This window comes from Mesorhizobium sp. M0184 (genome assembly GCF_040322215.1).
Lineage (GTDB): Bacteria > Pseudomonadota > Alphaproteobacteria > Rhizobiales > Rhizobiaceae > Mesorhizobium.
In genome coordinates, this window is record NZ_JAMYSZ010000002.1 from 249,465 (window position 1) to 275,189 (window position 25,725).

Genomic DNA, 25,725 nt, shown 5'->3' on the forward strand with positions numbered 1-25,725 from the left:
GGCATGGCGAAGGGATCGATCATCGGCATGGTCCGGGATGAAAAGGGTGGGCCGGTCGCCGGTGCGACGGTTGCGATCACGCAAAGCTCGCAGCCCCATCGCGACATGGCCGCCATCACCTCCGGCGACGGCTCCTTTCGGCTGAACGGCCTGAGGGGGGGAAGCTATTCGCTGGAGGCCCGCCGCGGCAATGGGCTCGGCGGCGCCAGCGTGGAATTGGTCGAGGGCGGTCTAGCAACGGTGGAGATCGCGCTTGCCTAGCATGGCCGCCCGCCGCGCGAACGAGCAGGCCGCGCCGTCTACTCATTCGAGCATCGACGCGGCGATCAGGCATGTGCTCGCCTGCTATCGCGATGTTGCCCCCGACATGCCGGATGTGATCGCTGCGATTCTCGCTTCGCGGCTCTACGCCGAAGGTCCGGACGCCTTCGGCGGCAGCAAGCTGACGGGCGACGGCTTTCCCGTCGAGTTCGCCGTTTCGACGGCCGACGAGACGTTGCGCGTGACGGTGGAAGCCGGCGCGCGCAACCTGACGACCAGGCAGCGGCTCGAGCTTGCCATCAGCCTGATCGGATCGATCGACGCTAATGCCTTGGGGGAGGAAACTCTCGCGTTGGTCCGCAGTATTGTCCAGGCCGATACACCGCCTGCCTACGGCGCATGGATCGGCCTTCGCTTCGGCGGCGGCGCGAGGCGGGCCAAGCTCTATGCGCAGATTGCTCCCAATGGCGATCCCGGCTTGCTGCCGCTTCGGCTTCCGCGCCTGCCCGACCGGCCCGCGATTCCTCGCATGATCGGCTGCTCGGCAAGGGGTATCGAACTTTACCTGAAGCTGCCATCGCTGTTGCCGGCGGAACTGGCGGCGGTTCTCGAGCCTGCCGGCCTTGCCAAAAGCGCCCGCGAGGTTCTGGACTTCATCGAGAACCTGTACAGCCATGAGATCCGCGGACGCCTGCCGGGTCCGTCGGTCGGGGTCAGCTTGGCGCAAGCGTCCGGCCAAGTTTGCGTGACCCTCTTTTTCTTCGCTCGTTCGCTCTGGGGGGCGGATTCGCGTATCCGTCAGCGCTTCGTTCAGGCAGCCGGCGTCGCATGGAGCGGTGCCCACAATTATCTTGAGGCCACCGCCCCCATAGCGGACCGGGAAAAATGGACGACGTTCCATGGTCTTGTCGGCATCACGCTTCGTACCGGTGCAGGCCCGAGCCTCTCGATCGGCTTTCGCCCGGTGTCGCCATGAATGGGAGCGAATTCAGCGCGCTGGGAAGCTTGCAGCGTGCCGACGGCGCGTTCCCCTCGGTAATCGTCTCGCCAGACGGGCAGGCCGTCTCCGACTTCAATTGTTTCACGGCGGCGATCGTGCTGCGCAGGCTGCGCAACGCGCCACCGTCTCCAGAACGCGACAAGATCGTCGGCCGTGGTCTCGATTGGCTCACCGCTTGCCGTTCGGCTCGCCCGCCCAATGCTTTTTCGTTCTGGCCCGACGACGACAGGCCTGCCTGGGCAACGGGCGTGCCTGCTGATGTAGACGATACCGCGATCATCCTGTGCGAACTGCTGCGTCATGGGCGGATCGGCCGCGCAGCGACGCTGCGCATTGTCTGCGACGCCATTCTGCCCTGCCGGGTGAAAGCCGCCATGTTGCCCGTTCTGCCGCCATGGGTAGCGGAAGGCAGCTTCTTCACCTGGATCCCTCCCGCATCCTCACGGGCCGAGCCGGCGAAACCCTTCGCCAATATCGTCGACTGCTGCGTCAATGCCAATGTGGCGGCGCTGCTGGCGCTTCTCGGCACAAACTCGTTTCCGGGCCACGATGCGGCTATCCAGACAATCGTCGGCGGATTGCAGTGGGCGGGACAGGATCCAGCGCGGCTGTCGTCTCTCACGCCCTTCTATCCCTCTCTCATCTATCTGGCGGAAGCGGTCGACCATGCGGTCGAATGCGGTGTGACGAAACTGCTGGAGGCGCTTGCCCAATTGCGGCTGCTGGCCGCGGGAGCACCGGATGGTGCAGCCGGCATCTGTCGCAGCGCCTATAGTCGCACGGTCTGGCACGCACCGGCGGCTGACGTTGCGCGTGCGATCTCGTCACAACATGTGTTGAGAGTCGGGTCAGGTCGAACCGAGAAAGATGGATTTCGAGAACCGGAGCGCAGCGCACATTCTCCGATCCTTTAGTTCTTATGCAGTTCCGGATGGAAAACCGCTGCGCACCTTTCCCGGAATTGCCCTGGCAGGAGGCCGGAATGGCGCTCATCGACAGTGCAGATTGGGACCGGCCCGTTTCTTTTGACAGGGGACGCATCTTCCAGGGCTTTGGCGGCGGTCCGTTTCGGGTTGAGCCGGCTGGCGGCACGGTAGGCTCATCGAGCACCGGTGAGCTGGCCTTCAGGCTCGATCTCATTCGCAGCCTCAAGGAAAGCCAGTCGCGAGCAGTGCTGTCTTGCGGCATTGTTGCCGAATACGCTACCGACCCGGCTCTCGAGCGCGCTCGAGAAATCAATGCCGACGCATCCATCTCACCGGTCGTGCTGACCGACTGGGTTTTCAGGTTCACTCCATCGCCGGTCTTGCAACCTTTCGCCAGCTTGCTTGAGCCGATTGCTCTCGTGTCGAACGGGCTGGGCAGCGCCCGACTTCTTATGGAACTCGACATCGGCGCGGGGCAAATGCTGGAGGCCATGCTGCAGACCCGGGACAGTCTCCCCGCCATCGCCGAAGCCCAGACCATGGGCGTGTCGCCGCGCGTGCCGGTGGTCGTGCATTTCAGCGGATCCCGGTTGCTGGAGGGGCTTCTCGTCCTGGCGGATGCGACCGGTGCCGTGCCGCGATCGCTGATTGCCGACCATTTCAGCCGCGACCTCGCGGCTCTGCCCATTGGTATCGACGGCATCGTCGACGCCGGCATGGCGAAGAGTTTCGCCGAAACCATGACGGACCGAATCATCGCGCGTTTCGGGCGCTTCATTCCCGCCCGGTTGCTCGGGGATTCTCCCGTCATCCGCTTGGAGAGGCAACCCGGAGACGTCGATCTCGTCTGGTCGTTGTCGCAGCCTTTCCTTGCCGCGCGGCGCATGCTGCTGCCCGTCGACCTGCTGTCGGCGGCGCAGGAGCAGGCCGAGCGTCTCGGCATCGGGTCGGTCGTTATTCGTCGCGACATGAGCACGCTACCGCCGGTCGGCCAGTCGCGTGTTTCTGTGCTATTCAACCTGCCGGCATCGCGTACCGGGGTAGAAGCGCTCGGCATCACGATGGTGTTTGCACCACGCCCGCCCTTGCGGCCGCAGCCGCGGATCGTGACGGCCGAACTCGGCGGCACAAGCGATATCGTCGACATCGATGTCATGCTGTCGCCCGGTGAGCCCCTCGTCTATCGCTTTTCGACTTTCGCGGTGTTGAAGGACGAGAACGGTGTCACCCAGGTCGACGGGCCGGAAACGCAGGCGAGCGGAAGTCCGCTGCGCCTCGGCCCGGATATGTTTCCCTTTGAACTGACGCGGGTCGAGGCAACGCCGGCCCTCGTTCAACTGGCCATCGTCAGCGGCCTCTGCACCTACACGGCCGGGGGAAAAGAGCATACGACGCCGTTCGTGCTCGACAGCGGACGGCTTTCCACCGCCGTGGCCATCCCGCGCGGGTACGACGCGGTCCGCATCGAAGCCGTTGCAACCGCGCGGGACGGCTCCGGTACGCTTCGTCTCAATACGGTGGACGGCACTGACGCGCGGTTCGATCTCGCATCCTTTCCCTCCTATGGCCCAACTCAGATCCAGATCACCTGCATCTTCGACGATGACGCGCAGATCCGGGCGCTCAGCGTGCTGCCGATCGGACTCGACGATATCCCCGACAATGTCACGACATTGGCCTTCACGCCGGCAGAACCGACGAGGACTTTCCGGTGGTTCGCATCCACGCCGTTCACGGCGGGTCTGCGTTATCGCGGCTCCGCCGCCATAGGATCGCGCTGGTCGGTCGCGCCCGCCGATGAACCATTGGTCGTCAAAAGCTCGCGGTTAAAGCGCCAAGAGCGGGCACGCCCGGTGGCAGCGCGCGCGGCGCAGCCGGTCCGCGAAGTGCTGCCAAAGATCCTGGATCGCCGCAGAGAGTCGTCTCCGGCCGGCCTTGAAGACGCGGTCGTGGCGGTTGGGCGCAGCCCGCAAGAAGAGCCGACCGATCAGCTTGTCTACACGCTCCTCTCCGACGACAGCCGCAAACTGTATGTTCCGGTCTATCGGCTCGGCACCGACAATGTCGAGGGCGGGCAGCGCTTTCAGATTGCGCTTTCGCAGCAGGACGCTACCTCGACTCTGACGGTCGGCCTCGAGGCTTTCCCGGCTGCTTCGGTCTTGGCGCAGGCGCCCGACGCCACGGAATATCAGCACAGAGTGCTGATCGAGCTAAGCTTCCTGATGGCACCGCCGTCCGGCGCGCGTAAGACGCTGGAGTTCACCGATGTCACTCGCGAGAGCGATCACGTCTGGGCCAAGTTGACCTTTGCCACGCTGATGGAGCGTGACGAGGTTTATCGCGCGCTGACCGAGCAGGAGCGAGCCGCCCGCCTCACTATTCGTCGCGTGATTGACGTGGAAATTCCCGATCCTCCGCCAAGGCCGCATGGGGGAGGCGGGTCCGGCACGGGCAATGACAGGCCGCTCGGCCCCTTCCTGCCGAAGAGAATTTCGGTCGTGTGGCCGCCGAACAAGATCCTGACATTCGAACCGGACAGCATACGCGACAAGATAATTTCGGCAAATGCCACCTCGAAAACGAGCCTCGCCACCCTGCAGCCGGGCATCGTGGCGAATTCGATGATTGCCGCGCATGAGGCGGGCTTCGTGAAGGCGGTCATTCCGTCCGTCCGGCTCGCCATCGGTACGCTTGTGCGGCAACCGCCGATTCCCATCGTGGATGCGCTGCCGATACCGCGGCTGTCCATCCTCGGTGTCGAGGACCAGTCGGACGGTTCGACTATTACCCTCGCAATCGACAATTGGGCGGACTATTCCGACGATTTCTTCGCCCCGTCGCCTGACCTCCCGCCGGGTGGCGTGAATGCCTCGGCTTCGCGCACCTGGATCGATGTCGTCGATGCCGACAGCGGCAAGCGTCTCTACGGCTTCTGCGACCTCGATTCTGCGCGCCAGCTTTCCGCGCTCATTGTTCCCATTCCCGCTGGCACCGATGCGCCATCGGCCTTGCGCGTATCGCTCACCGACAGGCGCTCGAACATCGAGCGGCAGTCCGAGCCTGTCGCAACCGTCGACTTGCGTCGATCGCAACGGACATACACGGCCGTGCGGCGTGAGCTGGAACAGACGATTACGCCCGAGCCGTTTTCCTTCTCGCCCGCCCTGCATGGTTATATCTTTCAGGGAGTCGCGGCGTCCGCGGGAGGCGCAAGCCAGTTGATCCGCCATGCGCTTGCCTGGAAAGACAATTTCTACACCTATCTCCAGGACGCTTCACGCCGGTCGATCATCTATATCTTTCCCGACCGTTACAAGATTGCGCGGCGACGCGATCCGCCCTTCACGCCCTTCGCCACCGTTCGTGTCACCTCAAAGCCCGATGGATCGGACACGACGATGATCCTTGACTATGTCGTCGCGCCGTTCATCGATCCCAAGCGGCTAAAGGATGCACGCGACCAGCTTCTGGCCCTTCCACAGTTCGGCGCGTCGAGCATCGACTTCCAGCCTTTGCCGACCAGCGATATGCGCTTCTTCGTTGACCGGCCGACGCAATCGGGTTCGGTTCACGAACAGCGGCCGGATATCGCGACAGTGCTGCACGGCGCGCTGAAAGACACGCTGTCCATGCCGTTGCCCGACTTCCGCCTTCTGTTCGATGCGATGCATCAGACCACCGCCGCTCTGTTCATCGGCAAGGTCGAGGTGGATGTCCCCAACGGGCGCACGGAGATCATTCCGTTCGAGGCCAGATTCGACGATCTCGAGGGCGACATCTTTTCCTATATCGCCATCGCCGAGACCGGAACGCTCCGCGTCGTGCTGACCAATGCTATCGAGAGCCCGGTCGATATCCAAACCCTCGACGCGGCGATCGGCACGGGCGGCGAGGCGATCGCGGCTTCGATCGCACCGGGTACGTTGCCGAAGGAAAATGTGGCGCCGGGGGAAGCGGTTGAACTGTTTGTCACCTCATCGGGGCCCTTCGCGCTGGCGCCGGACATAGCCTTCGATCTCAGCGGCGTGCGCGTGAATGTGGATCCGGAGGCGGTGTGGAATCACATCTTCGACGGTAGTTCCGTCGACTATTTCCGGCTGGTCACGGCTAAGGCCGTTGCTGGCTTGTTCGAACCGATCGCCGGACGTGAGAGCGAGCGCATCGTCGCGATCCTCGTGGAATTCGAGGCAGGCGGCACGGCTGAATTGAACGCCGATACGCTCGCTGCCCAGGTGCGGATTGATTATCCGATCACCGCCGTTATCTTGAACCGGCCCGTTGCCGCCGGCTACCGCTATTCGGTAACGGTCATCCGCGCCAATGGCCGTCAGGATCAGGACCCGCAACCAAGGACAGGCACAGGCGCAACCTTCTTCGTCAATGTCCAGCCGTGACCTGACTGGAACTGCGCACGAACCGGTCGGCGCAAGGGTCCCCGAGCTGCCGTGCCTCGCTGCTGCCGACGAACACCTTGAACATGGCATTGCCGGCGCAGTGCCCGACATACCGGAGGGCCGCTTTGTTTCAAAATCGCGACTTCCTGCTATCCGACCGCAAAGGTCGCGAAATGGCCCTCCTTGCCCGTTCGGGTGAACAAGACAAACAGCCGCTGTCCACCTCTGAGCGGCAGTTTATTAAAGGTGCCGAGCGTTGGATTTTGGCCACCCTCATAGAGTCTGGATAATGCCGATGTGCTTGGCCGTGAAAGCGGCGAGACAATCACTGATCCGGCAAAGCTGATCGCACCGATGCACCGATGCTGGCACGGTTCATGGCAGCCGACAGAGGCTTTGCCAGAGCCCAACGCACTCTGAACCCGGTGCGCTTTTGGCCGCTGCGGGCTATCGCCAAATCTCAGTATTGACACAGGGTGAGCAGTCCAACCTCCTTATAAGAACAATAATGAAGACACGGTGCGTGGTGCAATTGTTTCGGAACGGTTGTCCGCATGGCCAACCGCCCTCGGCGCGTGCTGATGTATCTAGTCCAGTATTGGACGCGCAATTTGTGGGGCGATCTTGCCCTTATCTTTGCATGATGCGCTTGCCTTTGGCACTACCAAGATTTGGCGAGTGACAGCATGGATCAGTCATACGCATCATCTGTCAATTCCAGGTGAGGAGATGACGTGGTGACAAAGACGGGGATGACGAGATCTGGCCATCGGACAAGCTCGGACAACATCAACGAGACTATCAGGCTGCCTCTGGCGGTAGGCGTCGGACGAGCGCACGCCCACCATGGGGAATTCCTCCAAGGCGTCTTTGAAGGGGAAAACGGAAGGCTTTGTCGCGGACTCGTAACCCTGCCGCTCACGTCGCAAGAGTCGCTAGCGACTTTCTGGCCGCATGAGCAAAATGGGATTCGACCGCGGCCTGCAAACCGGACCAAGGCGGCTCGCGCGGCAGCCCTCACGCTCGAGCATATCGGAATGGCTGAAGGAGGTGGAGAACTCACGATCGAAAGCCCTATCATGATAGGGCATGGCTATGGGTCCTCGACCGCAGACGTCATTGCGGCGATTCGTGCGGTGGCAGCTGCAGCGGGCCTCACGCTGCGCCAGTCAACGATTGCCCGACTGGCGGTGGCCGCCGAAGGCGCAAGCGACGCCATTGCCTATGGCGACCAACCTATCCTCTTCGCCCACCGGGAAGGCCGTACGATCGAACAATTCGGTGGCGAGTTCCCGCCCCTTCTCTTGGTGGGTTTCAGGGACGGCAGTGCCCGGCCGATCGATACGCTGAGCATGCCACGGGCACGCTACGATTGTGAGGAAATCGGGCTGTTCCGTGTTCTGCGGGGACTGGCGAACCGCTCCATCCGGCAACAAGATCCCCGCCTGCTTGGACGTGTCGCAACCATCAGCGCCAGTATCAGTCAAAAGCACCTGCCGAAGGCATCGTTCAACACCGTTTTGGATATAGCGCGGGCGCATGACGCGTGCGGTGTGCAGGTGGCCCACAGTGGCACGTTGATCGGCGTCCTTCTGGATGCCAACGCACCCAGGGCGGCCATGCGCGCTGCTGAGCTCGCAAGGCAGGTGAGCGGCGCAGGCCTCCAAGGCGTCCATACGTTTGCCCTTAACGCCGAAACGGGGCTAATCCAGTGAGCGCGGCGCAAGACTATTTACGCGCCTACGAGACGCCGCGTTTTGCCCAACTCGCACCTAACCTCAACGCCGCCTGCTTTTCCCTTATGAAGCTGATGCCCGCCCGATTCATGGTCGATCAGGCGGAAGCGTCAGGGCGCCTCAGGCGGGAAGGTCACATCATCGAAACGACGTCGGGCACATTCGGCCTCGCCATCGCCATGCTGGCTGCGGCTCGTGGCTATGCGCTTACACTTGTCACGGCCTCCAGCCTCATCGACCTGAAACTCAGGCGGCGACTGGAACAACTTGGTGCCAAAGTCATGGCCATCGACGATCCTCAAGGAGACGGCAATCAGCGCGGTCGGCTCCAGTATCTTCAGCAGACGCTGCAAGATAGCCCGGGCACGTATTGGCCTCAGCAATACGACAGTCCGGAAAACCGCCTTGCTTACGCGCGCCTGGCGGACCTCGTTGTTCGATCATTCGGCCGCATCGATTGCCTCGTCGGCTGCGTGGGCACTGGGGGATCGCTTTGTGGAACCGGAGGCTTCCTTCGTGAGCTCTTTCCTGATCTCAGGATGATTGCTGTCGATACCCACAGAAGCATGCTCTTTGGCCAGCCTGTCGGACGTCGCATGCTGCGCGGGCTCGGCAACAGCGTTTTGCCGGACAATGTTCGTCATGAGATGATCGACGATATTCATTGGGTGGGCGCATTGCCGGCTTACGCGATGGCGCATGGGCTGTTTCGCGATCACGGGCTCTTCATGGGGCCGACCAGCGGCGCCGCAGCCTTGGTCGGCGCCTGGTTCGCCAGGCAAAATCCGGAAGCCTCCACCGTCGTGATAATGCCAGATGAAGGGCATCGTCATTCCGATACAGTCTACAACCCCGACTGGCTCGCCGGTTTGAAGGATTGGCCAATCTCCATTCCTCTTGAACCAACTGTTCTCACGCAAATTCGTCCGGCCGAAGAGACGGCATGGACGAGATTCCCTTGGAACCGCAGAACTTTAAACGCCGTCCTCGCGGGGAGCGGACGGCCTGTCCCCTACGCAGTGACAGGTCCGAACTCAGGCTAGGCGACAACCAACATCGGCCAGCAGTCACACAGGGTGCATGACCCGGTGAAGAAAATCCCTAGTGCGTTCGTGTTTCGGATGTCGAAGCAACTCCTTGGCCGGGCCTTGCTCAACAATCCGGCCGCCGTCGAGAAAGAGGACGCTATCGGAAACCTCGCGGGCGAACTGAATTTCGTGTGTAACCACGAGCATGGTCATGTTCTCGTCTGCGAGCGCGCGCATGACCTGCAGGACCTCGCCGACCGTTTCCGGGTCAAGTGCGGAGGTGGGCTCGTCGAAAAGAATGGCCTGTGGGCGCATCGCCAGGGCACGGGCGATGGCCACGCGCTGCTGTTGACCCCCCGACAATGACGCGGGATAGGCATTCGTCTTGTCGGCCAACCCGACGCGATTGAGCAATGCCGTGGCCCGCTCCCGGACCTGGTTCCTATTTTCCTTCAGCACGTAGAGCGGCCCTTCCATGACATTTTCCAGGGCTGTGCGGTGCGGAAACAGGTTGAAACGTTGGAAAACCATGGAAACGCGGGTGCAGATGGCGTGAACCTGGGGCGAATCGGCATCGACCACGGTGCCATCGATACTGATGCGACCGCGCTGATAATTTTCAAGCCCGTTCACACATCGTAGAAGCGTCGATTTGCCGGAACCCGACGGCCCAATCAGACATACGACCTGTCCTTTGGCGATCTCGGCGTTGATCCCCTTGAGGACTTCGTGGGCACCGAAGGACTTGTGCACGTTGTCAAAGGTGATCATCCCGCCGCCCCAAGATAGCTTTCGACTCTACGCATAAACAGGTTCAGCGGAACCGTCAGGCACAGATAGAGCAGTGCCACCAAGGTAAATACTGTCATGTTGTCGAATGTGGAGGACGCGAGCATCTTGCCCTGCATGGTCAGCTCCTGAACCGAAATCACCGACACAAGCGAGGAGTCCTTTAGCAGCATGACCATGTTGTTGGCGTAAGGCGGCAGGATAATCTTGAATGCCTGCGGCAGCACGACGCGGCGCATCATCAACGGACGCTTCATTCCGATCGATTTTGCCGCTTCGACCTGACCCTTATCGACCGCCTCGATGCCAGCCCGGAAAGTTTCCCCGAGATAGCAGGAGTGAGCCAGCCCCAGCCCGATCGTGCCAGCCTGGAGCGCAGTCAGGTTGATGCCGATCTCGGGCGCCACAAAGTAGATATAAAAGAGAACCACCAACAGTGGTATGCCGCGCACGAAGTCGACAAGGAGCCGCGTCGGCACGGCGAGACAACGTATCCCCGATGTCCTGAACAGCGCCCAGACAAGGCCGAGCGCCGTCGCAAGACACAGCGCAAGAAGAGTTATCATGACGGTCAGCCAAACGCCGTTAAGAAGAAGCGGCAGATATTCCGTTGCATGCGCGATGAATTTGGTCATGGCCGGCTTCCTCTTGGCACGTACCCCGGCCGTCAAAGCCGGTCATTCCGATGCGATCCTTTGGTCCTGCCAGCCGGCGCTTCTGTCGAGGTCAGTGCGGGTTGGCCTCAAAGGCCATATTTGGCAAATATTCGGCTTAATTCGCCGCTTTCCTTCAGCTTGGCGATGGAGGCATTCACCTTTTCGAGAAGCAGTGGATTTTCCTTGGCGACCGCTAACGCGACTTCGCCTTGCTTCATCGGCCGATAGCCGTCGACGAGGCGAACTCCCAGTTCGGGGTTCTTTGAAAGCTGATATGCGACGATCGGGGCGTCACCAAAGCCGGCCTTGATGCGGCCCAGGACCACATCGCGCATCATGTCAGCGATTGAGTCGTAGAGCTTGACTTGACCGAAGACACCAAGCGCTTCCAGGGCGTCGGCGTAGGTCGAGCCGATCTGCGCCCCCACGGTCTCACCTCTCAGCTCTTCGATCGTGTAGTTTTTGCTATCGCCGGCAGCAACAAACATCGCCTCGCCATAGGCGTAAACCGGCGTGCTGAAATCGATCACCTGCTTTCGTTTGTCCGTTATGAACATGCTGGCGGAAATCAGATTGATCTTGTCGGTCGTCAATGCCGGGATCAGGGCTGGAAAAGCGTTTACCTGGAAGTCAGCGGTCGTACCAAGGTTTGCGGCAATCGCACTTGCCAGATCGACCATCGCGCCAGTCGGCTTTCGGGTTGCGGTGTCGACAAACGTGAACGGCACCCCGGTTGGCGTGACGCCGACCCTGAGCGTTTCCTCGGCCATCGTCGTCTGAGTTGCCATTGCGACACCGATGGCTGCGAGCCAGCCGATGAGCGTTTTGCGAAGCATGAAAATTCCCCTTTCATGTTTGAATCGAGGTTCCACTCGCTAAGCGAGTTGAATTTGCCTCTCGTGGAAAGCTTTTGGAAGTCGCAATGTCGTCCGGTGGCGGACGGGATCATCAGTCGATCAGAAATCGCATCTGTTCATGATCGTCTCTATCTTCTCTTCAGGACATCTTGGTCGCGCGTTGTTCATGAGAGGGCGTGAAATAGTCGCTGTCCTCGGCAAGGTATTCCCACGCTTCGGCAACTGACCGAAACGATGGTTGTGCTTGGCCCGCGCCGGTTGAACGATCCAAATCCTTGAGGCCGCTCGCCGTCACGATGGCAACGACGCTGTCCGAACGCGCGATCATGCCCTCCCGTCTCAAGGATTCAATAGCCGCAAATGGCGTCACCGAGGCAAGCTCGGCAAACACTCCCTCGGTGGCCGCAAGCTGCTGCTGCAAGGCTATCAGGCCGAAGTTGCCGACCGGCATTGCCATGCCGCCAGATTCACGCAGCGCATTGAGCGCCTGAAACGTGCTTCGCGTGGTCCCGATCGAGATGGCCAGCGTGTCGAAGCCCGCGGGAACCTCGGCGACCAGATCGGCCTTGCCGGCAAGCGCTTTGGCCAAAGATCCGTGCACTTCCGCCGCCAAGAGTCTCGGCAACCGATCGATCTTGCCTTGGCTGAGAAGATCCTTGAATCCCGCCCAGAGCCCGGCAAGCGCGTCGCCATAGCAAACAGGCAAGGCGCACCAGTCCGGCACGCCTCCGTGCATCTGTTCGACGATCTCGTAGGCCAGGGTCTTGTAGCCCTCGATCCCGACAGGATGACTGCCCACCACGGGGCTGTGAAACGGCGACGTCGCAAACCATCCGAGGCGCTCGGTACCAGCGGCAAGCAATGGCCAGCGATGGGACTTGTCGGCCAGGGATACGACGCTTGCGCCGTATTTGCGGATCTGCGCCAGCATTGCGCCGGCGGTGCCTGAGAATGTGACAACGACGCATTTCAGGCCCGCCCGTGCAGCATAGGCGGCGAGTGAGGCCCCGGCGTTCCCCGACGAAGCAGTCGCCACCACGCGTGCGCCACTCGAACGTGCCATCGACACCGCCACCGTCGAGAAGCGGTCCTTGTGGGACCAGGTAGGGTTTGCGCCCTCGTCCTTGATAAGAAGCTTGGGGACGCCGAGCTGCTTTCCCAGATTCTCGGCGCTCAGCAACGGCGTCAGGCCCTCGCCCAAGGAGATTGCATCGCTGAGTCCACAAGGAAGCATGTCGGCATAGCGCCAGAGCGAGGGCAGGGCGGCAGCCGCTGCGGAAGCGGCCGATGTAGCTCCGGATGGATCGTAGATGACCTTAAGATTGGCCGGTGCTTCCGCACAGCATATCGGGCAGCCGCGTGAGTCGATTTTGGTATCGATCCGGAACAAGGCGCCGCATCGAATACAGGAAAAACCGGCCGCGCGGCTCATAACGGCACCCGGGTGATTGCATCGTGCGTGTGCGTCAGCCGCTCCACTCCGCGCTGGCGAACAACTACCATGTCCTCCACCTGGAGTCCCCAGCGGCCGATTTCGTAGTAGGGGGTCTCCACGCACAGCACCATTCCTTCTTCAAGAATGTCTGTACTGCGCGCCGAGAGCGTCGGCGCATCGTAACCATCAAGGCCGATGCCATGGCCGACGTGATCGCGCTCGTAGTGGGCAATTCCTTCGCTCTGAACCACACGCACCACCGTCTCGAAGAGCTGTGCTGCCGGCATGCCGGGCCGGATAATGTCGCAGGCATGCTGAACGCCGCGCAGCAGCGCCTGCTGTAGCCGATGCGCCTGCGGCGGCGGCTCGCCCAGCGTAGCGATGCGGGCAATGTCGGCGCGGTAGTGCCGAAACCGGCCACCGACGTCGAAGCGGATGATTTCTCCAGCGCGCAACCTGCGGTCAGACGGCTGGACGTTCATGAGCGCGCTGCGCTCGCCAAAGCCGATGCATCCCAATACGGGCAGGGCGCCTTCCTCAACCGTTTTGACATGGAAAGCGCGCGCCACGTCTGCTTCGGTAGCACCTTCTTGAGCAACCGCGAGCGCTGCTTCAATGGAGCGTTCGGCAATTTTGGCAACTTGGCCAAGCCGTTCGATTTCATCTGTCGTCTTTACCGCACGAACCTCGCGAAGCAACGCCGTGGCTGGCATCCACGACGCATTGGGAAAATGGGCTTTGAGGGCTTCCTGATATCCTGGCGCGAGTCCCGCCTCGTCAATGCCGATCCGCCCACGGGCGAGCTTGGCTTCCTCCAATGCGGCAACCAAAGCCCCGATTGCATCGCTATGCCGCGGCAGCGCCCGAAGCTGGAGGTGTTGCATATTCGCGCGATCCGCGCTGGTCGACGGAGCGACATCGGCATAAAAATCGCCATAGCGCCGCACCTTGCTTACCCAGAGTTCCTGATCAGCAACGAGGTCAAGGGTGCTGGTGCTGGCGATGATTTCAGGCGCGCCGTTGTTAGGAGCCGGCCACACGACATAGGCCTGCGGACCACGACGGATCCACTGCGGCAGAGCCCAGAAGCCGCTCATATAGGTCACGTTTTCCGGCGCCGTCGCTATAACTGCATCAAGCCCGGCTGCCGTCATGCATTGTTTCAGGCGCGCTTCGTTAAGCAGCATGATGGGAATCCCGAGCCTGGTTTGCTTCCAGAAAGCCGAGGCCGGCGGAAATGCGCGCCGCAGCCGCCATTACTGCCTCTCCAATCTCGGCGATCTCCACATGCGGCCCCACTGACCGGGGGTAGGCCGCACTTATCGCCGCGATGATTGTGCCTGATGCATCGCGAAGCGGTGCGCCGACCGCAATCAGCCCGGTAAAATTCTCGTCCAGGGATGTTGTGTAACCGATGGGCTCGGACGCCCTGATCTGAGCCACGAGCTTGTGCGGGTCCGTGACGGTGCGTATGGCAACCTGCTCCAGCGGACCGCGTCCAAGAATCCCAATGACTGCTTCGCCGCTCAGCTCCATCAGGAGTGCCTTGCCCAAGGCGGTGGAGTGCAGGGGGAAAGTTTCACCGGGTGACGAGCGAATGACGACCGGACTCTTGCTTTGCACGGTCAGGAGATAAATTCCGCAGCTGCCCCGCCTGATGCCCAGGAATGCATTGAAGCAACCTTCGGCGGCCAACGCCTGCAGTTCGATTTCAGCCAAACCAACCAGGCGGTCTCTACCCAAGACCTTCCGCGCAAGCGCCAGAACAGAGTGTCCGAGGCGGTAGCGCCGCGAGTCTGGCGACTGCTCGACATAGCCCTGCTCTGCCAGCGTGTTCAGAATTCGCTGCACGGCGGGAGCACTTTGCTCAAGCCTGCGCGCGAGTTCGCGCACCCCGACCGCCTCGTCCGCTTCCTTGAGGAGATTGAGAACCGCAAGCCCACGTTCCAACGAAAGATTTCCTGTCATTGGCGTTCCTTATTTCGGAATGGTGTTCCTTAATATGATGAGAAAAGCAGCAATAGCAGCGCCTGTCAATGACGAATGTTCACTATAGTGTGTCGTCCTAAAGTGTACGCAGCGACGACCATGCCGTCATGGACCTACGGATGGTTGTCGGCCTCAACGTACAGAGGATTCGGCGCGCACAGGCCCTCTCTCAAGAGGAACTGTCGTTCCGTTCAGGATTCACGCGCGCCTATCTGAGTGGTCTCGAGGCCGGCCGTCGCAATCCCACACTCCTGTCGCTCGCAAAGCTTGCCACCGCATTGAGCGTCGACATCGAGGCGCTGACGAAACGGCCCGGCAAAAACGCCCGAGCCCCAAGGGGCGATGGTCCTGTGGCGCCGCGTGAGCGGCGCAAGAGGAAATGCTGATGCTCCCGGCGGCCTGCTGGCCGGTGCAATCATGGCGAGTTTCGACGGATGAGCTGCTCCACGTCAACTTGCAATGCCAGCGCCAGCACCTCCAGCGTATCGACGGTCGGTGAGTTTTCCTCCCGCTCGAGCTTGCCGACATAGTTGCGATCAAGGCCGGCAAGGTCCGCGAGCTGCTCCTGCGACAGGCCCGTGCCTTGGCGCAGCAACCTCAGATTGCGAGCAAAAACCGACCTCAGCCTCATGCAGCGAGGCAGTCAGAATGCGCCCTTTAGTGCCACCTACTATAGTAGTCAAAAGTCATGCCGGACGTTGCGGTCGGACCTAAGTTATTTATTGTTTTCTTTGTCTCAGTACATTGAAAGGGCCTACAATGGCGGCGGTTCACGGGAGCGTCTTACAGGATCAGCTAATACAAATCTTTGAAGCAACCGCGCAGATTGACCGTGCAACCAGCGCCTCCGAGATCATTCGGCAACTGCGCAAGAGCATCGAACGTCACGGCTACGCAGCCTGTCTCGTCACCGAATTGCCACGCCAGGACACCGGATCGCTGGATGGACACATCCTTGTCAACGGTTGGCCGCAGGAATGGTACGACCACTACAGGGCTGTCGGACACTACCGCCACGATCCTTGCGTTGCTTTGTGCCGTGGCGCGATCGGGCCGTTCCTTTGGAGGGACGCCAATCACGGCTTGACGAACAGCAATGCCAGGAAGGTGATGGATGAGGCGAGAGAATTTGGGCTTTGCGACGGAATCTGCATCCCAATCCAGGATGCGTTTGGCGATCCGGCCTGCGTAACGGTTGCTGGAAGCGAAATTGACTTGGCGCCGGCGGTGCGATGCACCATTCATGCCCTTGCGCGCCATGCCTACTCGGCTGCCGAACGACTCGTTGGCAACTCGCGCCGGCGGCCGAGACAAAAGCTTTCCCAGCGAGAACGTGAAATCCTGCAGTGGGTCGCGGGAGGAAAGACCGCATGGGAGGTTTCCCGAATACTTGGCATCTCGGAAAACACCGTGACTACCCACCTGCGCAACATCAAGCAGAAGCTCAGCACCGCCAATGTTGTGCACGCGATCGTCGAGGCATTTCGCAGGCACGAAATCGAACTTTGATCCATCCTCAGATCTGGGTATTTCATGGGCAATCGTCGCGTGGTCGGATGGGGTTCCATCTCGAGGAACCGCAATGATTCAGGTCCATGTCGTCGACGCGTCAAACAGCTTTGCCTATCGCGGGGATCTCGACAGCTACTTCCGCCTGCGGCATGAAATCTATGTCGATGAACGTGGATGGCAGGACCTGAGACGCCCCGACGGTCGCGAGATCGACGCGTTTGATACTCCAGAAGCGATTCATCTGCTCGGCATCCAGCCAGGAAGAGGCGTCGTTGCCGGATCCCGTTTCGTGCCGAGCCTTCGGCCTCATCTGATGAGCGAAACCTTTCCGCAACTCGCCCAGGGCGGCGTTCCGCGCCGACCCAATATCTTTGAATGGACCAGGTTCTTCGTGGCGCGGGATCTTCGTGAGCCCGGCCGACCTTGCCAGGCAGCCGGCGTGATCTACTGCGGAATTTTGGAATTCTGTATCCAGCGACATATCAGCAATCTGACAATCGTGTGCGAGGAGTACTGGTTCGACCGCCTCGCATCGATTGGCTGGAGTCCGAAGCAGCTTGGGCCTGCGCTCGCACATGATGATATGACGATCATCGGTCTGATGGTTGATGTCAGCCCGTCAGCCTTGATCGCGACGCGACAATTCTACCGCATAACGGAGCCTGTGCTTTGGGCCGAAAGTGCAATCGGGCAGCTGGCCTCACCGGAAATCATCCGCCGGGGCGTAGCCATCTCTATCGGCCAAAACTTTGATCAAGGCTCCACAGCGCCACTCGCGACCGGCTGAAATCATGCCTCCCAGAACGTGCGGCAACCATGCAATTGAGTGAATGACCTGCGAACACGCAAAGGTCATGCCTCTACCGGCAGCCGGTTCGATCGCTTGATCTGGGCAAGCGCGAAGCTGGATTCGATGGAGGCGACGCCGTCGAGCCGGGTCAGCTTTTCCTTCAGGAAGCGCTCATAGGCGTGCAGGTCGCGCACCACGACACGCAGCAGATAGTCGCGCTGGCCGGTCATCAGATAGCAATCGACCACCTCCGGCCAGCGCGCGATCGCCGCGTTGAACCGCTTCAGCTCGTTCTCGCGCTGGCGCTCAAGCTTGATTGAGGCAAACACCGAGATCGGCAGATCGACCATGTCCTGGTCAATCAGGGCGGCATAGCCGGTGATCACGCCCATATCCTCCATCAGGCGGACCCGGCGGGCGCAGGGCGAGGCCGAAAGGCCGACCCGCTCGGCAAGCTGCTGGGCCGTCATCCTGCCATCGACCTGCAGCGCGGCAATGATCTTTCGGTCGATAGTGTCCAGTCGACTTTTTGGCATCGAACGTTAATCCATTTGGCTGATATTGGCGGAACCAGCTAACGCAGCTGCCAATCTCATGCAAGTTTAGCGATAATCGGTTCTTGCTCAGCCCTATGATTGCGACATCGCAAACGGGAGTCTTGCAGCATGGACAAACAAAAACTGGAGGCACTTTCGGCACTGGAGAAAAAGGTGCTCTGGCTGTCGACATGGATGATCCATAACGCCAATCACCTGCGGGATAATACGGACGGCTTGAAGGTTGGCGGACACCAGGCATCCTCGGCGTCGCTGGTGACGATCATGACCGCGCTCTATTTCTCGGTGCTGAGGCCACACGACCGGGTCGCGGTGAAGCCGCATGCCTCGCCAGTGTTTCACGCCATCCAGTATCTTCTGGGCAATCAGACGAGGGAGAAGCTCGAAGGGTTTCGCGCCTTCGGTGGCGCACAAAGCTATCCGTCGCGGACCAAGGATGTCGACGACGTCGATTTCTCCACCGGCTCAGTTGGCCTCGGCGTCGCGCAGACGCTGTTTGCCTCCCTTGTGCAGGATTACCTCAGCACCCGCGACGAAAGCATGCCCGAAGGCCGCATGGTGGTGCTGATCGGCGATGCCGAGATGGACGAAGGCAACATCTTCGAGGCGCTGCTCGAAGGGTGGAAACACGGCCTGCGCAACTGCTGGTGGATCGTCGACTACAACCGACAGAGCCTCGATGCCGTGGTTCGCGAAGGCCTTTGGGAACGCTTCGAAAACATTTTCCGGAATTTCGGCTGGGACGTCGTGATCCTGAAATATGGCTCGCTGCTCGAAGCCTCCTTCACCGAGGCCGGCGGCGAGGCGCTAAAGGCCTGGATCGAGGGCTGCTCGAACCAGCTCTATTCGGCGCTGACGTTTCAAGGCGGCGGCGCCTGGCGCAAGCGCCTGATCGCCGACATCGGAGACAAGCCGGGCCTGGCATCGCTTCTCGACCGGCGCTCCGATGCCGAGCTCGCCGCGCTGATGACCAATCTCGGCGGCCACGACCTGCCATGCCTGATCGAGGCCTTCGGGACGGCACGCGGCAACGATCGACCGACATGCTTCATTGCATATACGATCAAGGGCTTCGGCCTGCCGCTCGCCGGCCACAAGGACAACCACGCCGGCCTGATGACCAGGGATCAGATGGCGGTCCTTCGTGCCTCGATGTCGGTCGGCGACGGGCGGGAGTGGGACGCCTTCGAGGGATTGGCTGTTGGGGATCTGGAGCTGCAACGGTTCCTCGACGCCGTTCCGTTCGCGGCAAAGGGCCAGCGGCGCCGGCACGCCAAGCGCATCGTGATCCCTGGTCGTCTCGTTGCGGAAGCCAAAGGCAGCGTCTCCACGCAGGTCGGCTTCGGCAGAATTCTGGACGAGATTGCGCGGGCTGGCGGACCGCTCGCCGACGCGATTGTGACGGCATCGCCCGATGTCACGGTTTCGACCAATCTCGGCCCCTGGGTCAACCGGCGCGGCCTGTTCGCGCGTCAGTCACTCGCCGACACTTTCCGCAGCGAACGCATCGCCTCGGCGCAGAAATGGGAATTCGGCCCCTCCGGCCAGCACATCGAACTCGGCATCGCCGAGAACAATTTGTTCATTCTGCTGTCGGCACTTGGGCTGTCGCATTCGATTTTCGGGAAACGGCTGCTGCCGATCGGCACGCTCTACGATCCGTTCATCCAGCGCGGTCTCGATGCGCTCAATTACGCCTGCTATCAGGATGCGCGCTTCCTGCTGGTCGCGACGCCATCCGGGGTCACATTGGCGCCGGAAGGTGGGGCGCATCAGTCGATCGCCACTCCGTTGATCGGCATAGCGCAAGACGGGCTTGCCGCCTACGAGCCGGCTTTCGTCGACGAGTTGGGCGTCATCATGCGCTTTGCGCTGGATTATATGCAGCGCGACGGCGACGCCGTGCAGTCGGAGCGCACCTGGCTGCGCGACGAGACCGGCGGTTCGGTCTATCTGCGGCTCTCGACGCGCCCGGTCGAGCAGATCATTCGTCCCATGATGCCACAGCTCGAGCAGGACATTGTCGATGGTGGCTATTGGCTGCGGCGTCCGGGTCCCAATGCCGAAGTGATCGTTGCCTATACCGGCGCGGTTGCGCCGGAGGCCATCGAGGCGGTGGGCATGATGGCGGAGGACCGTCGCGATGTCGGTCTTTTGGCCGTGACTTCGGCCGATCGCTTGAACGCAGGCTGGACTGCCGCGAGCCGGGCACGCGAACGCGGCCTCGTCCATGCCAGGAGTCATATCGAAAGGCTGTTTGCCGATCTCCCTGCGCATTGCGCGATCGTCACTGTCACCGACGGCCATCCGGCGGTACTCGGCTGGCTGGGTTCGGTGTACGGCCATCGCACGCGCAGTCTCGGCGTCGAGCATTTTGGCCAGTCGGGGACAATCGGTGATCTTTACCGCCACTTCGGCATCGACGCCAATTCCATTGCCACAGCGGCCGACCGGATTGCCGGTGGCCGCCCCATCCGCCATCTGCGCGCCCTAGATTGATGCTGGCGACATTCTGTGGCCGAGGCCTGATCGTGGATCTCAAGTCTTGCCACTCGCTGCTCGGGTAACGCAATATCTGAACGGCGCGCTTGTCGGACCGGGCTAGTGCTGAAGCCCGGTGATCATGGCGACGATCTCGTTCTTGTCGGTCTCGCTGGTCTTGCGCACGCCGATCTGTTTGCCACGTCGCAGAACACAGATCCGATCTGAGAGCCTGAACACCTGGTCGAGGCTGTGGCTGATGATCAGCACGCCGATATTGCGCTGCTTCAGCGACAGAACAATCGTCTCGACCTTGGCGGTCTCGGCAACACCGAGCGCGGCGGTTGGCTCGTCGAGCAGGATCAGCTTGCTTGCCCAGTGCGTGGCGCGCGCGATCGCCACGCCCTGGCGCTGGCCGCCCGAAAGATCGCGGATGGTGGCGTGAGCCGATGGGATGCGAACGTCGAGATCCTTCACCAGCTTTTCGGTGTCGTCGATCATCCGGCGTCGGTCGAGCAGGCCGAAGCGGTTCACCGGCTCGCGGCCAAGAAACATGTTCATGTAGACGGTCTGCTGATCGGCGAGCGCCAGGTCCTGATAGACCACCTCAACGCCGTGTGCGCGCGCCATGGTGGCGCTCGACATTGCCACCGCCTGCCCCTCGATGATGATCGTCCCGGATGTCGGAGCATGCACCCCCGTCACGATCTTGACCAGCGTCGACTTGCCGGCACCGTTATCGCCGACCAACGCCATTATCTCGCCAGGATAGAGCTCGAGCGAGAAATTTTCGATTGCGGTGAGGCCGCCGAAATTCTTGCGGATGTCGCGCAGCTGCAAAACAGGGGGCGTGCCGGTCGTGGTCGCGTTCATCACTTGCTCCTAGACAGGCCAGGCAGCGGTTTCGCCAAAACCATTTTCGATCGTTTCGACTTGGGGCGCCCCCTTTGAGACACCGGAGATGCCGACCACGTAGGCGCGGGTCACGAATGCCTGGCCGCGAAAGCCAAACACCGCCGTGTCGCCGGGGCGTGGCGCATTGGCGCCGCTAGCGTCGATCATTGCGTAATAGTCGATTGCCGCAGGCGGCGGCACCTCGACGCTTCTGAGCGCGGCAGCGGCCGTGGTGGGTTCTGCGGACACGATTGCCTTCACCTCGTAGTCCGGAAAGATCGGATCGATATAGAAGCCGCCACCCAGGCAGTAGGCTTTACCCCCAGACAAATGCGAGACCTCGGTCAAATACAGAACGGCAGGGAGCTCCGGCAGATCCTCCATGACGTGCAGCGCGGTGGTGCCGGCCAAGCCATTGCCCGGTTCACATTGCGTGGCGCCGGCTTCGGCCAGCGCGCCAAGCAGGACACTCGACGTTGTGCCGGGCGCGTTCACCTCTATGTTGCTGCGGCCGGACTTGGCGAGCGCTTCGGCAGCTCTGCCCAGTGTCGCCAGATTGTGTGTCGGCAGGACCGTTCGCGTGGCCTGGTCGAACAACAGCGCCGGGAAGGTGGTGATGCCAGCGAACCGTGCGCCGTCGAGACCATCCAGTTTTTCGGCGACCGCGGCGATATCGGCCGCCTCAAAACCACCTTCGTGGCCGCGGTAGAAAACGTCACCATCGGCGCGGATGCGGGCAAGCAGGTTTTGCGTGTACCCGGCGAGCCTTGCGCCGGCAGCGGCTTCTTCAGCCTTGGTGTCGTTGAAGACGGTCCAATAGTCCGGCCTGAACGTTTTGGCCGCCGCATTGGCCTCGTGCCTTGCGATCTGCTGCAGGTGGCCAAGATGACCGAGCCTCAGGCCGGCTCTGTGCGTTGCCCGCGCGCAGGCCATGTCGACGGCAACGGCCTGATCGATGCCGCCACGCTTGAGCGCATGGCAGAACGAACTGGCGCGGCCGACCTGCTTGGTCATGGCGAAAATCTTCAGGCCGAACCGGTCGGCCTCGCGCTTCAGGACCCGGGCGTTGCTTTCGACGGCATCGAGGTCGAGCACATAGGAATTAGCCGGCAGCTTTCCTTCCTGGTGCAGGCGCATGGCGCTTTCTATAAAGCTCGGATTGCGGCGCCGCAGAACATCGAGGAACATGACAAAACTCCTTCAACGGGACTTTTCGCGCAGCGATACGGCGACCGCCGCAAGAATGATCAAGCCGCGCACGATCATCTGGTCGGAGACGGACAGGCCCATCAGGATGAGGCCGTTGTTCAGCATGCCCATCATCAGCGAGCCGACCAGCGCACCGACAATCGATCCCTTGCCGCCGTTAAGCAGGGTTCCGCCGACAATGACGGCCGCTATCACCGTCATAAGGTCGGTTTCGCCGAGCGTATATTTCGCGGCCTGCAGCCGGCCGGCATAGAGCAGCCCGGCAAGGCCGGCGAGCCCGCCGCTTATGGTCAGAACGGCAAGCCTTATCTGCGCCACGCTGATGCCGGAAACACTGGCGGCACGGCTGTTGTCGCCGGTGGCCAGCACATGGGCGCCGAAGCGCGTCTCGCGAAAGATGAGATGCGCGATCGCAACGGCAATTACCGTCCACCAGATCAAAGACGGAACACCCAGCAAAGAACCCGAGCCGAAGAAACCGGTGAAGGCGTTGTTGATGACCGGGATCGACCGCAAATCGGTCATCGAGCGAGATACGCCGGCAAACAGCCCGAGCGTCGCCAGCGTTACCAGGAATGAAGGCAACTTGACGTAAGCCACGAGGGCGCCGTTGAGCAGGCCGATCAGCAGGCCGGCGCCGAGGCCAGCCAGCACCCCGGCCAACAAGCCGTAGGCGTTTATCGCCACCGCGGCGGCAAGGGCTGCCACGGCAACGATCGAACCTATCGAAAGATCAATCTCGCCAGCCGACATGACAAAGACAAGGCCGATCGCCATGATCGTCACGGGTGCCGTCTGCAGCACGATGTTCGACAGGTTGCGGACGGTGAGAAAACCGCTGTCCTTTAGTACGATCGCGAAGAACAGAAAGATCGCCAGAAATCCGAGATAGACGACATATTGCTGCAGGTTGAAGCGGCTGACCAAGCTCGCTGCCCGGCCGGGGCTTGTGTTGATACTCGACATTCTCACTTCCTCCGGCGGGCCGCCATTGTCTGCCGCTATTTCATGGCGGCCGCGATGGTCGCGGGCACGTCCTTGTTGAGCGACCGCTTCCACCCGTCCTTGACAGTGTCCTTCGTGACGGCGAGGGAATCGACCACGATGAACGGCGCGGCCTTCTTGCCGATCAACGAGGCGGCCGTGGCGCGCGCCAGCGTCACGCCGATATCGTAGGCTTCGTCTGCGATGAGTGCCGCAACGTTGCCGCCTTTCACCATGTCCAGTGCCGCCGGTTCGTTCAGGTCGAGCGTGACGATTTTGGTGTGGCTGTTGCCGGCCGCCCGCAATGTGGACAGCACGCTAAGCGCCGGCTCAGCCCAGGTAACGTAGATACCGTCGAGGTCTGGGTGCTGTGTGATCATCGCCTGCGCGATTTCCTCGCTGCGCGCGGGGTCGGCCATTCCGGCCTCGGCCACGATCTTCATGTCGGGATAGTCCTGCTCGATCGTGTGCTTGAATGCTCCGTCACGCTGGTTGGTGACGTAGAAATCGGCATCGTGAAAGATGTAGCCGACCTTGCCCTGCTTGCCGAGCGCGTCGGCCATTGCGATCCCGGCCTTGTTGCCCATCTGGAAAAGGTCGTCCGAAACGATGGTCACATAGTCCTTGTCGTGAACATAGCCTGCCGGCGAATTGTCGACGAAACCCAATTTCACGCCGGCCTGGCGCGCAGGATCATAGACGGTGGCCGCACTTGCGGGATCGACTGGTAGGGACAGTATAATAGAGGGCCTTTTGGCGAGTACTGTCTCGACGTCGGATTTCTGCCGGGCTGCATCAAAGCCGGCGTCGGTCTGAGCGACGACCGTGATGCCGAGCCGCTTCAACTCGTCCTGGGCGCCGCTGTTCACCGCGTTGGTGTATTCGCTCATCTCATGCCAGACCAGCGCGGCGGTGTATTTGCCGTCCTTGATCTGCTGCTCCTCAGCTGGTGTGAGCACGACGCTCTTTGCCGGCGTCGGCTTTTCCCCGTTCGGTCCCGTGGTGGTGCCCTCGGCTGCGAAGGCGTTGGCGGCGACGAGCGCTACAAGTGCCGACAACATTCCAATTGCTGTGCGCATGTCAGTTCGCCTTGTTTTTAGGATGTCGGCGGCCCTGATTGGCCGCCGGGCATTGCCCTGTCATTTGGCCGCGTCGAGCACCGATTGCGGCGCGTCGCGGTTCAACGAATCCTTCCAGCCCTGCGCAACGTTCTGCTTGGTCACGGTAAGCGCCGGGGCAACGACGAAGGCCGGGGTCTCCTGGCCGAGCAGCGCCTTGACGCCGACAGCGGCCATGGCGCGACCGAGCTCATAGGCCTTGTCGGCCACCAGTGCGGTCACATTACCGCCCTTGACCATATCGAGCGCCACCGGTTCGGCGAGGTCGAGCGTGACGATCTTGGTCTTGGTGTTTCCGCTTGCCCGCAAGGCCGACAGCACCCCGTCGGCCGGTTCGGCCCAGGTGACGTAGATGCCGTCAAGATCGGGATGCTGCACGAGCATCGCGTTGGCCAGCTCTTCTGCCCGCGCCGGATCGGAGATCCCCTGCTCGGCGACGATCTTGATACCGGGATAATCCTTCTCGATCGTTGTCTTGAAAGCCTGGTCGCGCTGGTTCGTCACATAGTAACTGGCGTCGTGGAAGATGTAGCCGACCTTGCCCTTGCCATCGAGCGCCTTGGCCAGTGCATCGGCCGCCTGCTTGCCCATCTGGAACAGGTCGTCAGTGACGATGGCGGCATAGTCGGCTCCGTGCTTGTAGCCTTTCGGCAGATTCGAAAGGAATACCAGCTTGGTGCCGTCGGTGAGCGCCTGACGGAACGCCTCGGCCGAAGTGACCGGATCGAGGGGCAGCGACAGGATGACGTTTGGCTTCGCCGCGAGCGCGGTTTCGATGTCGCTGCGCTGGCGCGCGGCGTCAAAGCCCGCGTCGGTGGTGGCGACGATTTGAATGCCGGCACGGGCAAATTCATCCTTGGCACCGGACGTGACCGCATTGGTGAAGTCGGAGGAGGTGTGCCACAGCAGCGCCGCCTTGTAGCCCTTCTCCTTTACTGCGGCCAGGTCTGCATCCGACAATCTAACCTCGGCGCTGGGTGTCGCCGTCTCGCCGCTTGGTCCCACTGTCTGTGCGCCGGCACCGCCGGCCAACAGCATCAGGCTGCCTGCAAGTGCTGTAGCAACAAGTCTGTCTATCAGCATGATAGTTCTCCCATTTTCGCTCTCAG

General features: G+C 61.5%; 23 protein-coding genes and 1 pseudogene. 11 read left to right on the plus strand and 13 right to left on the minus strand.

Annotated elements, in window-relative coordinates:
* The first annotated feature begins 3 nt into the window (after nucleotides 1-3).
* From NKJ23_RS04260 to NKJ23_RS04290, 7 genes and pseudogenes are all read left to right on the plus strand, one after another.
* Nucleotides 4-261, plus strand: coding sequence for a carboxypeptidase-like regulatory domain-containing protein (locus NKJ23_RS04260; protein ID WP_352678424.1), 258 nt, complete (start codon nucleotides 4-6; stop codon nucleotides 259-261).
* Nucleotides 254-1,237 (plus strand): hypothetical protein, encoded by a 984-nt coding sequence (locus tag NKJ23_RS04265; RefSeq protein ID WP_352678427.1) that lies wholly within the window; start codon nucleotides 254-256, stop codon nucleotides 1,235-1,237. The genes NKJ23_RS04260 and NKJ23_RS04265 overlap by 8 nt, the downstream gene beginning before the upstream one ends.
* A complete protein-coding gene (locus NKJ23_RS04270; RefSeq protein ID WP_352678430.1) occupies nucleotides 1,234-2,175 on the plus strand; it encodes a prenyltransferase/squalene oxidase repeat-containing protein in 942 nt (313 codons plus the stop codon). Before NKJ23_RS04265 ends, NKJ23_RS04270 begins: the two co-directional genes overlap by 4 nt.
* 68 nt (nucleotides 2,176-2,243) lie before the next feature.
* Nucleotides 2,244-6,581, plus strand: a complete 4,338-nt coding sequence (locus NKJ23_RS04275; RefSeq protein ID WP_352678433.1) for a hypothetical protein — start codon at nucleotides 2,244-2,246, stop codon at nucleotides 6,579-6,581.
* A 291-nt stretch (nucleotides 6,582-6,872) separates the two neighbouring features.
* Nucleotides 6,873-7,051: pseudogene (locus NKJ23_RS04280) on the plus strand (DUF2274 domain-containing protein); the annotation flags it as partial.
* 567 nt (nucleotides 7,052-7,618) lie between these two features.
* Nucleotides 7,619-8,296, plus strand: coding sequence for a GHMP family kinase ATP-binding protein (locus NKJ23_RS04285; protein ID WP_352678435.1), 678 nt, complete (start codon nucleotides 7,619-7,621; stop codon nucleotides 8,294-8,296).
* Nucleotides 8,293-9,360, plus strand: a complete 1,068-nt coding sequence (locus NKJ23_RS04290) for a cysteine synthase family protein (RefSeq protein ID WP_352678438.1) — start codon at nucleotides 8,293-8,295, stop codon at nucleotides 9,358-9,360. The genes NKJ23_RS04285 and NKJ23_RS04290 overlap by 4 nt, the downstream gene beginning before the upstream one ends.
* Before the next feature lie 24 nt (nucleotides 9,361-9,384).
* Here the strand turns inward: NKJ23_RS04290 and NKJ23_RS04295 are convergent, their stop codons facing one another.
* The 6 genes from NKJ23_RS04295 to NKJ23_RS04320 form a co-directional block, all read right to left on the minus strand.
* Entirely contained in the window at nucleotides 9,385-10,116 is a 732-nt protein-coding gene (locus NKJ23_RS04295; protein WP_352678441.1) for an amino acid ABC transporter ATP-binding protein, read from the minus strand.
* A complete protein-coding gene (locus tag NKJ23_RS04300) occupies nucleotides 10,113-10,769 on the minus strand; it encodes an amino acid ABC transporter permease (protein ID WP_352678444.1) in 657 nt (218 codons plus the stop codon). Before NKJ23_RS04300 ends, NKJ23_RS04295 begins: the two co-directional genes overlap by 4 nt.
* Before the next feature lie 107 nt (nucleotides 10,770-10,876).
* Entirely contained in the window at nucleotides 10,877-11,626 is a 750-nt protein-coding gene (locus NKJ23_RS04305) for a substrate-binding periplasmic protein (protein WP_352678447.1), read from the minus strand.
* A gap of 160 nt (nucleotides 11,627-11,786) precedes the next feature.
* Nucleotides 11,787-13,079, minus strand: coding sequence for a threonine synthase (locus NKJ23_RS04310; RefSeq protein WP_352678450.1), 1,293 nt, complete (start codon nucleotides 13,077-13,079; stop codon nucleotides 11,787-11,789).
* Nucleotides 13,076-14,269 carry a M24 family metallopeptidase gene (locus NKJ23_RS04315; RefSeq protein ID WP_352678452.1) on the minus strand — a complete coding sequence of 398 codons (1,194 nt, stop codon included), beginning with the start codon at nucleotides 14,267-14,269 and terminating at the stop codon, nucleotides 13,076-13,078. Before NKJ23_RS04315 ends, NKJ23_RS04310 begins: the two co-directional genes overlap by 4 nt.
* Nucleotides 14,259-15,050 (minus strand): IclR family transcriptional regulator, encoded by a 792-nt coding sequence (locus tag NKJ23_RS04320; protein WP_352678455.1) that lies wholly within the window; start codon nucleotides 15,048-15,050, stop codon nucleotides 14,259-14,261. Before NKJ23_RS04320 ends, NKJ23_RS04315 begins: the two co-directional genes overlap by 11 nt.
* A 140-nt stretch (nucleotides 15,051-15,190) precedes the next feature.
* On the opposite strand from NKJ23_RS04320, the gene NKJ23_RS04325 reads away from it, so the two are divergent.
* A complete protein-coding gene (locus NKJ23_RS04325) occupies nucleotides 15,191-15,457 on the plus strand; it encodes a helix-turn-helix domain-containing protein (protein WP_352678458.1) in 267 nt (88 codons plus the stop codon).
* Between the two features lie 29 nt (nucleotides 15,458-15,486).
* Here NKJ23_RS04325 and NKJ23_RS04330 read toward each other — a convergent pair whose 3' ends face one another.
* The gene (locus tag NKJ23_RS04330) at nucleotides 15,487-15,702 is read right to left on the minus strand and encodes a helix-turn-helix domain-containing protein (RefSeq protein ID WP_023679380.1); all 216 of its coding nucleotides are present in this window, start codon (nucleotides 15,700-15,702) and stop codon (nucleotides 15,487-15,489) included.
* 128 nt (nucleotides 15,703-15,830) lie between these two features.
* On the opposite strand from NKJ23_RS04330, the gene NKJ23_RS04335 reads away from it, so the two are divergent.
* Complete coding sequence (locus NKJ23_RS04335) at nucleotides 15,831-16,580, plus strand: autoinducer binding domain-containing protein (protein WP_352678461.1); 750 nt, start codon at nucleotides 15,831-15,833, stop codon at nucleotides 16,578-16,580.
* A 73-nt stretch (nucleotides 16,581-16,653) separates the two neighbouring features.
* A complete protein-coding gene (locus tag NKJ23_RS04340; protein ID WP_352678464.1) occupies nucleotides 16,654-17,370 on the plus strand; it encodes an acyl-homoserine-lactone synthase in 717 nt (238 codons plus the stop codon).
* Nucleotides 17,371-17,435: 65 nt separating this feature from the next.
* Here NKJ23_RS04340 and NKJ23_RS04345 read toward each other — a convergent pair whose 3' ends face one another.
* On the minus strand, nucleotides 17,436-17,909 hold the full coding sequence (locus NKJ23_RS04345; RefSeq protein ID WP_352678467.1) for an Lrp/AsnC family transcriptional regulator: 474 nt from the start codon (nucleotides 17,907-17,909) through the stop codon (nucleotides 17,436-17,438).
* Between the two features lie 129 nt (nucleotides 17,910-18,038).
* Between NKJ23_RS04345 and NKJ23_RS04350 the strand changes: the two genes are divergently transcribed.
* Complete coding sequence (locus NKJ23_RS04350) at nucleotides 18,039-20,429, plus strand: thiamine pyrophosphate-binding protein (protein WP_352678470.1); 2,391 nt, start codon at nucleotides 18,039-18,041, stop codon at nucleotides 20,427-20,429.
* A 102-nt stretch (nucleotides 20,430-20,531) separates the two neighbouring features.
* On the opposite strand, the gene NKJ23_RS04355 is transcribed toward NKJ23_RS04350, so the two are convergent.
* Genes NKJ23_RS04355 through NKJ23_RS04375 form a run of 5 tightly spaced genes read right to left on the minus strand, consistent with a single transcriptional unit; the run spans nucleotide 20,532 to nucleotide 25,699 of the window.
* Nucleotides 20,532-21,284: an ATP-binding cassette domain-containing protein gene (locus NKJ23_RS04355; protein ID WP_352678473.1), complete on the minus strand. Its 753-nt coding sequence runs from the start codon at nucleotides 21,282-21,284 to the stop codon at nucleotides 20,532-20,534.
* A gap of 9 nt (nucleotides 21,285-21,293) precedes the next feature.
* A complete protein-coding gene (locus tag NKJ23_RS04360; protein ID WP_352678476.1) occupies nucleotides 21,294-22,493 on the minus strand; it encodes an alanine racemase in 1,200 nt (399 codons plus the stop codon).
* A 12-nt stretch (nucleotides 22,494-22,505) separates the two neighbouring features.
* On the minus strand, nucleotides 22,506-23,480 hold the full coding sequence (locus NKJ23_RS04365) for an ABC transporter permease (RefSeq protein WP_352678478.1): 975 nt from the start codon (nucleotides 23,478-23,480) through the stop codon (nucleotides 22,506-22,508).
* A 35-nt stretch (nucleotides 23,481-23,515) separates the two neighbouring features.
* Complete coding sequence (locus tag NKJ23_RS04370) at nucleotides 23,516-24,577, minus strand: substrate-binding domain-containing protein (RefSeq protein ID WP_352678481.1); 1,062 nt, start codon at nucleotides 24,575-24,577, stop codon at nucleotides 23,516-23,518.
* A 60-nt stretch (nucleotides 24,578-24,637) separates the two neighbouring features.
* On the minus strand, nucleotides 24,638-25,699 hold the full coding sequence (locus NKJ23_RS04375; RefSeq protein WP_352678484.1) for a substrate-binding domain-containing protein: 1,062 nt from the start codon (nucleotides 25,697-25,699) through the stop codon (nucleotides 24,638-24,640).
* Between the last annotated feature and the right edge of the window lie 26 nt (nucleotides 25,700-25,725).

Excerpts from the sequence above, each read along its gene's own strand:
- NKJ23_RS04260 (WP_352678424.1), top strand. The coding sequence starts at position 4 with ATGGCGAAGGGATCGATCATCGGCATGGTCCGGGATGAAAAGGGTGGG.
- NKJ23_RS04270 (WP_352678430.1), top strand. The coding sequence starts at position 1,234 with ATGAATGGGAGCGAATTCAGCGCGCTGGGAAGCTTGCAGCGTGCCGAC.
- NKJ23_RS04275 (WP_352678433.1), top strand. The coding sequence starts at position 2,244 with ATGGCGCTCATCGACAGTGCAGATTGGGACCGGCCCGTTTCTTTTGAC.
- NKJ23_RS04285 (WP_352678435.1), top strand. The coding sequence starts at position 7,619 with ATGGCTGAAGGAGGTGGAGAACTCACGATCGAAAGCCCTATCATGATA.
- NKJ23_RS04295 (WP_352678441.1), bottom strand. The coding sequence starts at position 10,116 with ATGATCACCTTTGACAACGTGCACAAGTCCTTCGGTGCCCACGAAGTC.
- NKJ23_RS04300 (WP_352678444.1), bottom strand. The coding sequence starts at position 10,769 with ATGACCAAATTCATCGCGCATGCAACGGAATATCTGCCGCTTCTTCTT.
- NKJ23_RS04305 (WP_352678447.1), bottom strand. The coding sequence starts at position 11,626 with ATGCTTCGCAAAACGCTCATCGGCTGGCTCGCAGCCATCGGTGTCGCA.
- NKJ23_RS04310 (WP_352678450.1), bottom strand. The coding sequence starts at position 13,079 with ATGAGCCGCGCGGCCGGTTTTTCCTGTATTCGATGCGGCGCCTTGTTC.
- NKJ23_RS04315 (WP_352678452.1), bottom strand. The coding sequence starts at position 14,269 with ATGCTGCTTAACGAAGCGCGCCTGAAACAATGCATGACGGCAGCCGGG.
- NKJ23_RS04320 (WP_352678455.1), bottom strand. The coding sequence starts at position 15,050 with ATGACAGGAAATCTTTCGTTGGAACGTGGGCTTGCGGTTCTCAATCTC.
- NKJ23_RS04325 (WP_352678458.1), top strand. The coding sequence starts at position 15,191 with ATGGTTGTCGGCCTCAACGTACAGAGGATTCGGCGCGCACAGGCCCTC.
- NKJ23_RS04330 (WP_023679380.1), bottom strand. The coding sequence starts at position 15,702 with ATGAGGCTGAGGTCGGTTTTTGCTCGCAATCTGAGGTTGCTGCGCCAA.
- NKJ23_RS04335 (WP_352678461.1), top strand. The coding sequence starts at position 15,831 with ATGGCGGCGGTTCACGGGAGCGTCTTACAGGATCAGCTAATACAAATC.
- NKJ23_RS04340 (WP_352678464.1), top strand. The coding sequence starts at position 16,654 with ATGATTCAGGTCCATGTCGTCGACGCGTCAAACAGCTTTGCCTATCGC.
- NKJ23_RS04345 (WP_352678467.1), bottom strand. The coding sequence starts at position 17,909 with ATGCCAAAAAGTCGACTGGACACTATCGACCGAAAGATCATTGCCGCG.
- NKJ23_RS04350 (WP_352678470.1), top strand. The coding sequence starts at position 18,039 with ATGGACAAACAAAAACTGGAGGCACTTTCGGCACTGGAGAAAAAGGTG.
- NKJ23_RS04355 (WP_352678473.1), bottom strand. The coding sequence starts at position 21,284 with ATGAACGCGACCACGACCGGCACGCCCCCTGTTTTGCAGCTGCGCGAC.
- NKJ23_RS04360 (WP_352678476.1), bottom strand. The coding sequence starts at position 22,493 with ATGTTCCTCGATGTTCTGCGGCGCCGCAATCCGAGCTTTATAGAAAGC.
- NKJ23_RS04365 (WP_352678478.1), bottom strand. The coding sequence starts at position 23,480 with ATGTCGAGTATCAACACAAGCCCCGGCCGGGCAGCGAGCTTGGTCAGC.
- NKJ23_RS04370 (WP_352678481.1), bottom strand. The coding sequence starts at position 24,577 with ATGCGCACAGCAATTGGAATGTTGTCGGCACTTGTAGCGCTCGTCGCC.
- NKJ23_RS04375 (WP_352678484.1), bottom strand. The coding sequence starts at position 25,699 with ATGCTGATAGACAGACTTGTTGCTACAGCACTTGCAGGCAGCCTGATG.